13 protein-coding genes are annotated in these 14,271 nt (G+C 47.4%); 5 read left to right on the top strand and 8 right to left on the bottom strand.

From position 1 onward, the window contains the following. Positions 1 to 152 precede the first annotated feature (152 nt). From C7Y66_RS04645 to rppA, 8 genes are all read right to left on the bottom strand, one after another. Positions 153 to 1,124: a D-glycerate dehydrogenase gene (locus tag C7Y66_RS04645; protein WP_106544662.1), complete on the bottom strand. Its 972-nt coding sequence runs from the start codon at positions 1,122 to 1,124 to the stop codon at positions 153 to 155. A 63-nt stretch (positions 1,125 to 1,187) separates the two neighbouring features. Continuing rightward, entirely contained in the window at positions 1,188 to 3,308 is a 2,121-nt protein-coding gene (locus C7Y66_RS04640) for an AMP-binding protein (protein WP_106544661.1), read from the bottom strand. 18 nt (positions 3,309 to 3,326) lie between these two features. Continuing rightward, positions 3,327 to 4,199 carry a geranylgeranylglycerol-phosphate geranylgeranyltransferase gene (locus C7Y66_RS04635; protein ID WP_106544660.1) on the bottom strand — a complete coding sequence of 291 codons (873 nt, stop codon included), beginning with the start codon at positions 4,197 to 4,199 and terminating at the stop codon, positions 3,327 to 3,329. Between the two features lie 46 nt (positions 4,200 to 4,245). Then, complete coding sequence (locus tag C7Y66_RS04630) at positions 4,246 to 5,157, bottom strand: hypothetical protein (RefSeq protein WP_106544659.1); 912 nt, start codon at positions 5,155 to 5,157, stop codon at positions 4,246 to 4,248. 115 nt (positions 5,158 to 5,272) lie between these two features. Continuing rightward, complete coding sequence (locus tag C7Y66_RS04625) at positions 5,273 to 6,433, bottom strand: homogentisate 1,2-dioxygenase (protein WP_106544658.1); 1,161 nt, start codon at positions 6,431 to 6,433, stop codon at positions 5,273 to 5,275. Positions 6,434 to 6,437: 4 nt separating this feature from the next. Further along, positions 6,438 to 7,544: a 4-hydroxyphenylpyruvate dioxygenase gene (gene hppD / locus C7Y66_RS04620; RefSeq protein WP_015155318.1), complete on the bottom strand. Its 1,107-nt coding sequence runs from the start codon at positions 7,542 to 7,544 to the stop codon at positions 6,438 to 6,440. A gap of 405 nt (positions 7,545 to 7,949) precedes the next feature. Then, positions 7,950 to 9,257 carry a cell wall metabolism sensor histidine kinase WalK gene (locus C7Y66_RS04615; protein WP_106544657.1) on the bottom strand — a complete coding sequence of 436 codons (1,308 nt, stop codon included), beginning with the start codon at positions 9,255 to 9,257 and terminating at the stop codon, positions 7,950 to 7,952. A 68-nt stretch (positions 9,258 to 9,325) separates the two neighbouring features. Continuing rightward, positions 9,326 to 10,024, bottom strand: coding sequence for a two-component system response regulator RppA (gene rppA, locus C7Y66_RS04610; protein ID WP_015155320.1), 699 nt, complete (start codon positions 10,022 to 10,024; stop codon positions 9,326 to 9,328). A gap of 171 nt (positions 10,025 to 10,195) precedes the next feature. Between rppA and C7Y66_RS04605 the strand changes: the two genes are divergently transcribed. The 5 genes from C7Y66_RS04605 to C7Y66_RS04585 all read left to right on the top strand — a co-directional run bounded on the left by C7Y66_RS04605 (position 10,196) and on the right by C7Y66_RS04585 (position 14,153). Beyond that, positions 10,196 to 10,636 (top strand): hypothetical protein, encoded by a 441-nt coding sequence (locus tag C7Y66_RS04605; protein WP_199197244.1) that lies wholly within the window; start codon positions 10,196 to 10,198, stop codon positions 10,634 to 10,636. Positions 10,637 to 10,721: 85 nt separating this feature from the next. After that, positions 10,722 to 11,630 (top strand): pyrroloquinoline quinone biosynthesis protein PqqB, encoded by a 909-nt coding sequence (pqqB, locus tag C7Y66_RS04600; protein ID WP_106544656.1) that lies wholly within the window; start codon positions 10,722 to 10,724, stop codon positions 11,628 to 11,630. A 36-nt stretch (positions 11,631 to 11,666) separates the two neighbouring features. After that, positions 11,667 to 12,374 carry a pyrroloquinoline-quinone synthase PqqC gene (pqqC, locus tag C7Y66_RS04595; protein ID WP_041462508.1) on the top strand — a complete coding sequence of 236 codons (708 nt, stop codon included), beginning with the start codon at positions 11,667 to 11,669 and terminating at the stop codon, positions 12,372 to 12,374. Positions 12,375 to 12,658: 284 nt separating this feature from the next. Continuing rightward, the gene (locus tag C7Y66_RS04590; RefSeq protein WP_106166895.1) at positions 12,659 to 13,138 is read left to right on the top strand and encodes a hypothetical protein; all 480 of its coding nucleotides are present in this window, start codon (positions 12,659 to 12,661) and stop codon (positions 13,136 to 13,138) included. Between the two features lie 124 nt (positions 13,139 to 13,262). Next, the gene (locus tag C7Y66_RS04585; RefSeq protein ID WP_015155325.1) at positions 13,263 to 14,153 is read left to right on the top strand and encodes a hypothetical protein; all 891 of its coding nucleotides are present in this window, start codon (positions 13,263 to 13,265) and stop codon (positions 14,151 to 14,153) included. Positions 14,154 to 14,271: the final 118 nt, after the last annotated feature.

Raw genomic sequence — 14,271 nt, 5'->3', positions numbered from 1 at the left:
ATTCAGCACTCACCCCGAGGCGATTGGCAATAAACTTAACTTAAGATACACGTCTCCCCTCGATCGATCTAATCCAGCCAGTCACGCATAATTTTTCCTCAAACGAAAATACCGATCGCACTATCCAAATGCTGTCTTTTTTCTGGCGATCGCTATTGATACACTTCAGGATTAACGCAATGTGGCAGACGATCGCCCCTAAGTCCAGCAACGAGATTGGCGATCGCCATGCTTGCCATTTTTTCTCGTGTCGGACGGCTGGCACTAGCAATATGAGGTGTAATCATCAGGTTATCCAACGTCAGCAACAAGCTTTGAGGCGCAATAGGTTCTGGATCGGTGACATCCAAGGCTGCGGCAGCGATTTGTCGCTCCTTCAGTGCTTGATACAAAGCCTCTGAGTCTACAATTTGTCCTCGTGCCGTGTTAATTAAAATTGCCGATCGCTTCATGCGTTGAAATTGCGGCTGGCTAAAAAGATGGTAAGTATCTTCAGTCAAAGGAGCGTGAATCGTGACAAAATCTGACTCTTGCAGTAGGCGATCGAATGTCACGCACTCTGCACCGAGAGATTGTTCTATGTCCAAACGCTGTCGATCTGCATACAAAATGCGCATGTCAAACCCTTTGGCACGGCGAGCTACGGCTTGACCGATCCGCCCTAAACCGACGATACCTAAAGTGGCTCCAGCAATATTCGCTCCTAGCAACAAGTCCGGTTCCCAAGTTTGCCACTGACCCGCACGCACGAACCGATCTGCCTCCACAACTCGCCGTGCTGCTGCCATCAACAACGTCCAAGCAAAGTCTGCGGTCGCATCTGTCAAAACATCAGGTGTGTGACCTACGGGAAGATGTCTGGCAGTCGCAGTTGGGATGTCAATATTATCGTAGCCAACTGCCATTTGGCTAATGACCTTGAGTGACGTTCCTGCCTCTATTAAGTGTCGATCGATCTGGTCGGTAAGCAGGCACAGCAAGCCATCGATCGCGCCGATCTTTTCCAGTAACACGTCATCAGGAGGTGGTTGGCGCTCCGACCAAACTTCGACATCAGCAATTGGGTCAAGTCGATCTAAGGCGATCGGCAGGCGACGAGTCACAAAAACTTTGAATTTGGACATATGGCAATCTCAGTCATTCATAAGATTAGCGCGTTATGGTTGTCATTCGTCATTGGTCATTAGTCATTTGTTAAATACGCTTGTGCTAGAAGCCCGATCGCGATCGCGCAATGCACGGCGCATCACTTTATTTGAGGCAGTACGAGGTAAAGCATCAACGATCGCCAGATCGTAAATCTTGAACAGGGGATTGAGCTGCGAAGCGATCGCCTTTTGTAACTGGGTTTTGAGCGTTGCTTTGTCCTGCTGTCGATCTGGTGCAACCACCGCAAAAATGACCAACTGGCTAGGACCCCCTTCTGGAGGAGAAACAGCGATCGCGGCAGTTTGATAAATTCCTGCTACAGAATTGAGGACTTGCTCGATTTCCACCGCGCTGACCTTGATGCCTCCCAAATTCATCGTGTCATCAACGCGACCGCAAGCGCGATAGTACCCATTGGGGAGATGTTCGATCCAATCTCCATGACGGCGCAGGGAGAGTAGGGGCGGGTTTACTTGGGAATTGATTGGTTGATTCGCGAATTGGTCTGATAAACCCGCCCTGACAGCAGACGGAAGAGAGGGGGTATCGGCGAAATAGACGTGGTGATGGTCTTTGTTGAGTAATGTGGTAGAAAGCCCGATGGAAGGGGGGATAATAAATAACTCGCCTTTGTTGGTAGGGCGATCGCCTTCGAGAATAATAAAATCTAATCCTAATGCAGGGGTTGTGAAAGTTGCAGGAGCCGCAGCCTGTAATAGCGTGCCAGTAATATAAGCTCCACCAATCTCAGTCCCACCACAGTATTCGATAATCGGCTTGTATCCTGCTAGAGACATCAAAAACAGCATGTCCTGTGGATTAGAACATTCGCCCGTCGAGCTGAATGCTTTAATCGCACTCCAATCCAGCCCTTGCATACAAGCAGTTGTTTTCCAAATGCTGACTAGACTTGGTACTACCCCCAACATATTCACCCGTGCCGCTTGAATAAATTGACCGAATCCTCTCTCGGTGGGTGCGTCGTAGTAGAGAGCAATAGTTGCCCGATTAATTAAACTGGCATAAATCAGCCAAGGTCCCATCATCCAGCCTAGATTGCTTGACCAGGCTACGACATCTCCAGGGTGAATATCTTGGTGCAAGTGTCCGTCAACTGCACATTTGAGCGGTGTTGTTTGAGTCCAAGGAATAGCTTTGGGTTCTCCCGTAGTGCCAGAGGAAAATAAGATATTAGTGTAAGCTTCCGGTGTAGTGACAACGGCATCGAATCGTTCGTTTGAGCTGAGAAATTTCTGCCAAGCTAAATCGCTAGAACGCAGTGTTCCAGATACGGAAGTATCGAGCGACAGCACGACTGCTTTAGGGGCATCGGCATCGATAACTTTAGTATAAAGGGGTAACTGTTTGCTACCACGCTGAATATAGTCTTGGGTAAAAATTGCCTTTGCCTGAGTTATACGCAATCTAATGGCGATCTCGTTGGCAGCAAAACTATCAGCGATAGAAACCACCACGCAGCCAGCTTTAATAATTCCCAGGTAAATCGCTACAGATTCCGCAGTCATGGGCATGGCGATCGCGATCGCATCGCCAGGACGGAAGCCCCAGTCCACAAGCCCATTAGCAACTCGGTTGCTCAAGGCGTGCAGCTCTCCATAGGTCATGGTGGAAAGCACGCCGTCCTGTTGAAAGAAGATTGCGGGAGAATCTTCAGGCGCTTGAAAACAGCTCTCAACAATGTTGAAACGAGCATTTACCAGCCATTGAGGAAATTCTACCCCACGCGAAAGATCGACAATTTGAGTGTACTTCTGCCGGAAACGAATACCCAATCGTTGGATCGTCATCTCCCAGAACCGATCCCGATTCTGCACCGACCAAGCATGAAATTCTCGATAGGAGGCAATTTGCAACTGATGCATTAAAGCAACGATATTGGTAGACTCAATTTCTTCTTGAGAGGGAAACCAAGCTGGAGCAGGTTTCTGGGATGCGTCCCAGTCGGAGAAGGTAGTTTCGTAAAGGAGTTCGTGCAATGCAAAGGGGCAATCGGGCTTGAGGATGTGACGAGTTAGCTGCTGCCAACACTCCACAGCAGGTAAGGCAGCCAGCCACCGCTCGACTTGCGGTAGAATTGCGATCGCTGTCTGTCGATCGACTCCACAGTTTACTATTTGCTCCAACGATAATTGCTTCACCGTTCACCTCCTGCCTTCTCATGCAGTACCTAACAGGGCGATGACTCCGAATGCTGTACCTATACGTTCCCAGAAGTTAAATCTTTGGTAAGCGCTCTCGCTACGTTGCTGTTGGTAGTGCGCCAACGCCATTCCCAGACTCAATAAGGCGATCGCCGAGAATGTGGCAAATAACTGGGGACGTGCCATCGATAAGAGGCGAAGCGCCACAGGTATAGAACCCATCAACACCCCCAGCAAACCCCAAGCGATCGCGAAAGCCACTCGATCTCCCCACCGATTTGCAACTGTGACAATCCCTTGAATGCGATCGCCTTCCGCATCATGCACGTCCCAGACAATTTCTTTAGCCAAGGCATAGCAGAATAAAAACCCCATTGGATAAAGCATTGCCAATGGTCGGCAGGCAACCAAACTACCCAGAAAAATCAAAGCCGCAATAGTTGCAGCTACAAGTAGATTGCCAAAAACACCATTGTATGATAGAAGATGCGAATAATTCCAGAGCAAAACAGTACTGACAGCAACTAAGACAAAGGGAGACAAACCTAAAGGGATAGCAGCGATCGCGGCACAGCCGAACAGAATTGCCGCAGCCCACCAAGCTTGTTGCAACGAAAGCCGACCGGAAGGCAAAGGGCGATCGGGATGATTGATGCGGTCTTTAGCTAAATCCCAGTAGTCATTGATGCCGCAAGCAGCAGAGGTCATGCAGACTAAGATAATTGCCGTCAGCAGGTATTGCGGTAGTGCAACTGTGGCATCGAGAGCATAAATTGTGGCACAGCCTGCCCCAGCTGCGAGGATACCAGATGGCAGCCGAAAAAGCTCGACAAACGCTCGGATCGAGCTTATCGTGCCAATATAGGGAAAGGAAAGCGTGCTAGCCATAATTGATAAGTCGTAATTCGTAAGTCGAGAATTAACTGGTCACTGGTCACTGGTCACTGGTCACTGAATTCAGTCCGTCCCAAAAGACAGCGATCGCATCGAGAATTTCTCGACCACCTTGGATAAATTTGGTGCGATCGAAGTCTGGTTTGAAATAAACTTCCTCCAGTTCCTCCAGCGTGTGTCCGGCGTGTTGCGCCTCGACACGGTTGTGCCAGGTGAAAAACGCGAGGCGCAAGTGCGGGTGTCGCGTTTGCTTGATGCGCGTTAAACCATCTTCCAGTTCTTGCCAAAAGCCAGCCGCCGCCCAGTTTTCGACTGCAAAGCTAGCGCCCTCGGCGATCTGCGGATCGGCGCTACCGTAGAGGCGGATTAATTCATCGCAGAAGTGCAAAGTTGTCGGACTACCCTGCTTGCGCTTACCAATGTCGGCATAGCTCAGACCTAACCCCTCAGCAACACCAACTAGCCACTCAAAATGAGCTGCTTGAAAACGGCAAATTCCACCGTCTACTGTACCCTCAGTGCTGACCAATTCAGGATCGCCTTCGCGGTCTTTTTCTGCACTCTGGGTAACGCGGCTACTACCTGTCTGTCCTAGCTTGCGATAGATTACGCCTAGCTCGTTGAGCAAAATTTCTCGGCTAGCACGCGATTGTTGCAACGTCGCTGAATTAATGACTTTTTGTAAAGCTGCAATCAAAAATTGGTTAGAAAAAACTGAAAACTGTTGAATAAAGTAGACTAGCTCTTCGTCGGTAGCCCTACCCTCGCGAAACCAACGGGTATAGGCGTTATTAGTAATGATGCGGTGCTGCATGAATTCGCGATCGACTTCGACCAGAAAATCTCTAAACTCGTCTACTCGATCCTGAGTCAGTTCGCCTTGGCGCAAGCGTTCCTCAATCCGCGCAGAAATAGTTAATCTACTTGAAGATGTTGTCAAAAGAGAAGTCATAATTTATTACTCCTAACGGTAATGGAGCTTTTGAGTAGAGGGGACAAGGAGGACAAGGAGGACAAGGAGGACAAGGGGGACAAGGAAGCAGTTACGAATGATCGATGACCAATGACTAATGACTAACCCAACTATACGAATAGTCTTTGTCCTCAAATTTAAGAGCGTGCTGTGTCAATTTCAGCGGACGAAAGGTATCGATCATCACAGCGAGTTCGTCAGTCCGTTCTTTTCCAATTGACCCCTCGTACATGCCTGGGTGAGGACCGTGGGGAATACCCCTGGGATGAACGGTAATCGATGCCCGTTCAATTCCTTTACGCGACATAAATTTCCCTTCAACGTAGTAAATCACCTCATCTGAATCGACGTTGGAATGGTTGTATGGAGCCGGAATTGCTAAAGGGTGATAATCAAACAGACGCGGTACGAAGGAACACAAAACAAATCCGGGGGCTTCAAATGTTTGATGTACTGGAGGCGGTTGGTGAACCCGACCTGTAATTGGCTCAAAGTCTTCGATGTTGAAGGCAAAGGGCCAAAGATGCCCATCCCATCCCACAACATCTAAGGGATGATGGTGGTAGAGATAGCTAGTAATCTGGTTTCCAGCTTTGACTCGAACCTCAAATTCTCCTTCCTCGTCGTGGACGATTAGTTGGTTTGGCGGACGAATATCGCGCTCGCAGTAGGGGGAGTGTTCGAGAAATTGACCGTAGCGATTGAGATAACGTGCTGGTGGCTCGATGTGTCCGTAAGCTTCTACAACCAACATGCGCTGCTCGACTGCTGCATCAGGGAGGATACGCCAAAGAACTCCCGTGGGAATCACCAAGTAATCGCCAGGTCGGTAGAAGAGATTGCCAAACTGAGTTTCTAGTATGCCGCTCCCGTCATGGATGAAAATGACTTCATCGCCGCAGGCGAACCGATACCAATAGTGCATAGGTCGTGTCGGGCAAGCGACTGATATGCAAATCTCTGAATTTGCCATCAAGGGGATGCGCGATTCCACAGCATCGCCTTTCACTGTCATATTTGCCGTGCGTAGGTGGCGGTGATGCAAGGGGCTTTGGTCTTCGTAGGGAATTTCTACGTTGCCCTCGATCCAAATTTTCTGAATTTGCGTGGGTGGATGCAAGTGGTAGAGCAAAGATTGCACGCCTGAGAAGCCACGAAGCCCGATCGATTCTTCGTGATACAGAGAGCCATCTAGTTGACGAAATTGAGTGTGTCGTTTGTGAGGAATGTTCCCCAAATAGTGGTAATAAGTCATGGTTTCACACCGTGGCGATCGCCAAATTGCCTCTCAACGTTTGCTCGCGTTCGATCGCGACAAACAAGGATTTGAAATTCCCCTCACCGAAGCCTTGCGCTCCGTGTCGCTCAATGACCTCAAAGAACAGCGTCGGTCGGTCTTGTACTGGCTGGGTAAAAATTTGGAATAAATACCCATCTTCTTCTCGATCTACTAAGATGCCCAACTCGGCTAGCCGCTCGATTGGCTCCTCGATTTTTCCTACTCGCTCCTCTAAGTTTTCGTAGTACGTTTTTGGTGTCGAGAGAAACTCAACTCCTGCTGCCCGCATCTGAGTGACTGTCTCGACGATGCTGTCGGTCGCGCAGGCAACGTGTTGAATTCCGGCTCCGTGGTAATATTCCAAGTACTCTTCAATTTGAGATTTACCCTTGCCTAAAGCTGGTTCGTTAATGGGTAATTTAATCGTACCCGTGCTGTCCTGCATTACTTTGGACATTAAGGCTGAGTACTCAGTAGAAATAGCGCGATCGTCAAAATGTATTAATAGGTTAAAGCCCATCGTCTCAGCAAAAAACTGCGTCCACCTCTCCATTGCCCCTAGTTCTACATTTGCAACTACGTGGTCGATGGTTTTCAGTCCCACTCCTTTGCGGTTGGCATGTAGATTCCGAGGTTCAAAACCAGGAGCAAAAACACCTGCATAATTACTGCGATCGACGAACTCGATTAAGGTATCGCCATAAGCATGAATCGCACTGTAGCGTAACACTCCATAATTATCTTGTGCTTCCGTCGGGGCGATCGCTCCCACCGCACCTCGTCGAGTTGTTTCTTGATAGGCGCTAACAACATCAGGGACTTCTAAAGCAATAATGGCAATTCCGTCGCCGTGTTTGAGTACGCTTTTAGAGATGGGATGTTCTGGATGCAGTCCCGTACTCAAAACAAAGCGAATATCTCCTTGCTCTAGTACGTATGAGGCAGTGGCGCGACTATTAGTCTCTAGTCCTCGATAGGCAGCGATCGTGAATCCAAAACACTTGGAATAAAATAGTGCTGCCTGCCTTGCGTTCCCAACATAGAACTCAAGGTGGTCAAATCGCTTAATCGGGCAAAAATCGCTCATGGGGATTTCTCCTTTGAAGAAGCTTGTCCAATTGCCCAACCTGCGACTGAATCTCATCAGACAATTGGAGCGATTGAAACGCAGACACTTCTAGCTCTCTATTTGCGTTACCGAGGCAGCACAATCTGACACGAACGCTACCGCACTACCTTTTGCGTCACATTTGTGTGAGACCGTTGTTGCTCAGGAGCTGAAGTTGTCTTTTAATTTGATATTCGAGTTGTTGTTAACCAAAAGACTCTAATAAAATTATAAAACTTATTTTTTAGCTCCATATAGCATGAATTGTGAACTAGTAAACTTGGTTGGGTTTATGTATTTTATTTATCTATCTTTAGGTGTAATTCTTTAAGCGTAACCGAGCAGTCCACCCAAGAGATAGAGTGACAATTAGGCGGTAGTGTTCTAAGCCAGCGGGAGTTGAATTTGAAAAGTGGAACCCTGCCCAGAAACGCTTTTGACGTTAATTTCACCGCCGTGAGCGCGAACGATTTGTTGGGCGATCGCTAACCCCAATCCAAAACCGCCTGTTTTACGCGCTCGCTTAGAATCGACACGATAAAAGCGATCGAAAATCCGAGGTAAATCCGATTGGGGAATGCCAATACCGCTATCCTCAACTTGAATTACAGCTTGATGAAAACGGGTAAAAAGTCGTAATTGCACGCTCCCGCCAGCTGGCGTGTACTTAAAAGCGTTACTCAACAAATTTACAACTGCTTGTTGCAGTAAGTCTGAGTCGATTTTCACCTTGACTGTATGTTGAGGTAATTTGATGGCAAAATTTACATTTTGGGTTGTGGTTTGGGTTGCGATCTGAGAAGTATAATTATCTGCTAATTCTTTTAGCCAGCTTGTCAAGTCAACCTCTACCAAAGACTGAGTCGTTAATTGCCCTTCATGCCTTGCGAGAAATAGCAACTGACCGATCAAAGCCTCCATCGACTTCGCCACTTTGACAATCTTCTCAAATCGCAGCCGCTGTTGTGAAGGAGCGCTCGATTTGGAAATCACTCCAACTTGAGCATTGCTCATCACTGCTGCTAGTGGCGCTCGTAATTCGTGGGAAGCATCAGACGTAAAGCGTTGGAGTTGGTCGTAGCTGTCTCGAATCGGTTGCATTGCTAACCCTGCCAGCAGCCAACCAGCTAAGCCGACAATTCCTATAGTCACTGGTACTATCAGCAATAAAACTAATCGTAATTGGGCTAGCTCTTGCTGTGTAGGTGCGAGTGGAATGGCGACTTGCAGATAACCAATTAACAACTCGCTTTGGTAAACAGGCAAAGTCACTTGGCGCAGCCAGACAGGAGTAGGTGCTGTCTGGGTGTGGGTGTCGTTGTTAACAGTTTCTAACGTGGAAAATCCAGGCGATACAGTTAGCTCAGATGGGGGTGTCGTACCGAAAAATTGTACGAGTTGCCTTTGAGAGCTGTACCACCGCGCGTAGACAACATCCGTCCCAATGGGTGGGGTGTTAGTCCCTACCAGCGGTACATTTTCTAAATTTACTTGCTTTGTCAGCCAGTTATACTCGGCGTTCACCGCCATGACGCTAGTTTTTTTGTAAAGTAGGCGATCGAGATCCTCCAACTCATCTAAGATCGTCAGGTAGTAGATTACCCCTGCAAACGCGACTAAAATACTACCCATCGTCACGGTAAACCACAGAGCAATATTAATACGACTACGAGCAAACCTGCGGTTAAACATGAACAGTGGTAGTTGGTAATTGGTAGTTGTTAGTTGGTGAGCGGTTAACGATCCGAAATAGTTTTAACTTACGACTTAGGACTTACGACTTGCTCAACGGTAGGTTTAAAGCGATAACCCATACCATATATGGTTTCAATCCAGTCGGCGGCATTGACTAATTGCAGGCGTTGACGCAGCCGTCGTATCAGTGCAGTCACGGCGTTGCTTTCAGGCTCAGAACCCCATTCCCATAATGCTTGTTCGATTTGGTCGCGGCTGAGAACGTGGTTAGGATGACGCAGAAAATACTCTAGTAAATGAAATTCCCTTGGAGCCAATTCTATAGCAATTCCATCTCGTTCCAAAACTAGGGTGTCAAGATGAAGTTGTAAATCTACCAGCCGCAGAATATCTCCCTGCCACATGGGCGATCGCCTCCCCAATGCCCGCACTCGTGCCAAAAGTTCTAAAATATCTATCGGTTTAACCAGATAATCGTCCGCCCCTGCATCTAAACCCGTAATTTTATCTGGGGTTGTATCTTTAGCCGTCAACATCAGTACGGGGGACGTTTTGCCCGTTTGTCGATACTGACGACAGAGCGATACCCCACTTACTTCTGGCAGCATCCAGTCTAAAATCAATAAGTCGTAATCTTTTTGAGACAGCAGCCATTGTGCCATTGCCCCATCATCAACACCATCGACAATATGTCCGGCTTCAGTCAAGGCAGTTTGCAGTGGTTCCAACTGTTCGCTGTCGTCTTCCACCAATAAAATTCTCATAATCCCAGCCTGCGATCGCGTGTTCTGGAGTTAACTATTTTCTGATTATCTTTAAACTAGGAAATATCAACCGATTGGCATATCCCCCACCAGTGAGATTCTCAGATTGACCCTTTGGGAAAAACTCGCTCCAAAATCGCTCCTTTGAAGTACCAGTTCCAATCCCTATCTATGTTCCATTGGTTGCTAAAATTGTCTGCTTTACCGCTGAAGTTTCTGCTACCTTTACCATTACTCTTAGCTGCTTTTGGACTGTTTGGCGAGCCACTCACAAATCGAGTGTTAAGTCTTTCCTTCGTGGGACTAGATAAGCTACAAGCTGAAAATTCCCATCTCCAAGTACAGTTACCAGTACAAGCAATAGTGGTTAAAGCTGAAATCGAGAGAGAGTTAGAGTTTACTGAAGTTGAGATTGAGATTACCAAATCGCCAGTGAAAAAGTTACGATTTGAGTTTCCCAATGTAGATGCGATCGCTTTACAAACTATACTTGCTCGCGAATTAAACCTTGCTTCTGGAGGCAGAGAATTACAATCCGGTAGGCAAATTCAGGGGCAGTTTCAATTTAGTGTCCAAGGAATATTAGCCCAGGTAGCTTTTTTCAATTACTGATAACTTTGTAAAGAGGCTACATGTAACCTCTTTACACTACTCACTACTCACTCTCTACTGATAACTGATAGCCTCTACTAAAGCTATGGAAGTAAAAATTCTTGGGACTGCCGCAGGTGGGGGACTGCCGCAGTGGAACTGTAACTGTCCTAATTGCCAAGCAGTCCGCGCCTCTAGTGCAGGTGTATGCTGGCTCAATCAGTCCTCAATTGCAGTACGGGCAAATAACCAACCTTGGTTTTTAGTCAATGCTTCCCCAGACGTGCGCCAGCAACTTGAGTTATTGCGGGACGGCAAACCAGTTTCCATCCGCTCTAGCCCGATCGCTGGGATTCTGCTCACAGATGCAGAAATTGACCACACCACAGGGTTGATTTTGTTGCGGGAATCTTCCGAACCACTGCGTGTTTACGGCACTGATACAGTTCGTATAGCACTGACGGAAGGGTTTCCATTACTATCGACTTTAGCAGGCTATTGCGGGGTAAAATGGTCGTTACTCGAACCTGGCATACCGATAAACCTGGGACTGGATGCAGCAAATCAACTAGAAGTAGAGGCGTTTCCTCTGGCTGCCAAACCACCAAAATACATGCGTCACAAGGCTGTAGCAGATGAAGTGTGGGTTGTAGGTTTTACGTTTCGCGCCAGTGGCAAAGTGATGACATATGCCCCAGGTTTAGCTCAGTTAGATGACACCGTATTAGAACGGTTTGAATCTAGCGATTGCATTCTGATTGATGGGACGTGTTGGCAAGATGACGAGTTGGTAAATTTGGGCATTGCCAATCGCAAAGCACGGGAGATGGGACACCTACCTCTTTCAGGAGCGGAAGGCAGCATTCAGCATCTCGCGCAACTACGCCACCCGCGCAAAATTTTGGTTCATATCAACAATACCAATCCAATTCTCATGGCTAATTCTCAGGAGCGGCAAGTTGTCGAGAAGGCAGGTATTGAAGTGGGTGATGACGGTTTGACAATTGAGCTATAAGATCCCATCAGGAGAAAGAGAGCCGTGCCGGAATTGATGCAGTCAGAACAAAAAGCGTGGACGCAGGCAGAATTAGAAGCGGTACTGCGATCGCAGCACCAACGTTACCACCACTTACACCCCTTCCACGTCCGCATGAATCATGGAGATTTGACACCCCAAGAGGTGCGTCGTTGGGTGGCAAATAGATTTTACTATCAAAAAAGCATTCCACTCAAAGATGCTGCTATCCTATCCAACTGTCCCATTTTAGAAGTGCGACGGCAATGGATCGATCGCATCATCGATCACGACGGACGCAGTCAGGGCGAAGGCGGAATTGAAGCGTGGCTAAAATTAGGTGAAGCAGTTGGTTTGTCCCCCCAAGAGTTGTTAGACGAGCAACACGTCATCCCAGGAGTACGATTTGCTGTCGATGCTTACGTCAATTTTTGTCGCACTCGACCTTGGATTGAGGCTGTCGCTGCTTCACTGACAGAATTATTTGGTCCAGATGCGATCCGAGTGCGCTTGGTTGCCCTAGAACAACATTATCCCTGGATCGATCCTACCGGATTCGATTATTTTAGGAAGCGACTGGAGCAAGCACCGCGAGATGCCCGATATGCTTTAGATTTAGTCTTGAAGTATTGTCGCAGCCGCGAATCTCAAGAACGAGCAGTTCAAGCCCTAGCGTTCAAGTGCGATCTACTCTGGAGCCAGTTAGAAGCGATCGAACGAGGTGAAACGCGACTAAATAGGTAATTGGTAATTGGTAATTGACTGTTATTCTCCTCTGCTTTAGAAGAGGTATTAGAACAGCCTCTGACTTTGGTACATCGCTTGTCGGCGACAGGAGCTACTTTTTAGAAACAAAGCACCTTCACTGGGTGTTTTGTAGTAGCGATAAATTGCGATCGCCTGCTAGAATCGTCAGCATTGAATTGAGTCGTTTGCAACATATTTATACGGGTTGTCTTGACACATTCTTGTCATATTTATACCTCAGAATAGAAACATCTAAAGAGTTCGGAAGTTGAACTAATCCAATGTTAAAGTTGTTGCATTTGAGTGCTGCGATCGCTGCTATTCTTGGCGCTCAGATTAGTAGCAGCAGTTTGCCTATTGCCGCTCAAACCGTTACCAGAGAAGTTGAGCCAAGTAACCGTGAATTTTTGACGGCACAAATATACCGCTCGAACCCCAGGAACGAAGAAGGAATAGATCCTAACCTGATGCTAGCTTTAGCAGGCTTAGCAGGTGGCGCTGCGGCGATCGCCTTAGCCGCTAGAAACAACGGACACTTCAAATCTCCAGCGACATCGCGTCCTGTTGCTGTAGGAGGTTCCGTTCGCGTCGAGCAAGGTAGCCGTCATCTTCAGAAAAGATTAATGAGTTTGCTGCATGATGAAAGAGAAACAGCCAACCGCCTTTTATCTCAAGCTCAAAAGAAAAACCCACACCAGTCAGTTGATTGGTATATGGAAAAGGTAATCTACGACCTCAAACGCGATCGCGGCGGCTATTAAAGGAGATGTAAGAACGCACAGTTGTGCGCTCTTACACAACACCATAGTTCCTCAGATAGACTTGCAATTTGTGAGAAATTGAAACAATAGGGAGGGTAACTCTAATTTAAAAGTCATAAACACTATGAGCTTTAGTTTTTTTGACCTATTCTGGGTTTTTCTCTTCTTTTCTTCGCTGCAACCAGTATGGCAGCGTCGTCAGATGGAATTTCGTCGCGTCAAAACTATCCAAGAATTTGAACGGGGTCGCAATAGTCGTACGATCCTGCTGATTCACCGTCAAGAGTCAATTAGCTTGTTGGGAATTCCCCTTTCTCGTTACATCACGATTGAAGACTCAGAACAAGTCTTGAGAGCAATTCGCCTCACTCCACCTAATGTCCCCATCGATTTAATTCTGCATACTCCTGGGGGTTTAGTTTTAGCAACCGAGCAAATTGCTAGAGCCTTAATTCGCCATCCAGCTAAAGTAACGGTGTTTGTCCCCCACTATGCTATGAGTGGTGGCACGATGCTAGCACTAGCAGCTGATGAAATTGTGATGGATGCTAACGCTGTTTTGGGACCAGTCGATCCGCAGTTAGGCAACTTTCCCGCTGCAAGTATTCTCAAAGTAGTGGAAGATAAGCCTATCGGCGATGTAGACGATCAAACCCTAATTATGGCTGATTTGTCGCGTAAAGCGATCGCTCAAGTTCAGCGCTTTGTCCGCACGTTGTTAAAAGACGATATTCCCAAACAGAAAATCTCGCCGGAAAATATTGAAAAGATTGTCGAGACGCTAACGACGGGACAAGTCACTCACGACTACCCTATCACCGTAGAAGAAGCAACAGAACTGGGATTGCCAATTACAGTAGGATTGCCCAGATCGATCTACGACCTGATGGAATTGTATCCTCAACCGCAGGGAGGTCGTCCCAGCGTCCAGTATATCCCAATGCCATATGGCGATCGCCGTCCGAGATTACCCGAACCCAAGGGTAGACCGTTACCAGATCCGATGGAACCATAATTCTTGTAGAGACGTTACACGTAACGTCTCTATAGAAGCATCTAACAAAACAAAACTGAAAATAAAAGCAGGGTTTTTCTTCCCCTGCTGTTAACTTATGGTTGTGAGATTTTGGTTA

It is taken from the genome of Chroococcidiopsis sp. CCALA 051 (genome assembly GCF_003015105.1).
Classification (GTDB): Bacteria; Cyanobacteriota; Cyanobacteriia; order Cyanobacteriales; family Chroococcidiopsidaceae; genus Chroococcidiopsis; species Chroococcidiopsis thermalis.
Note: the sequence above shows the minus strand (reverse complement) of the source record. Positions and strands in the feature narration are given on the sequence as shown.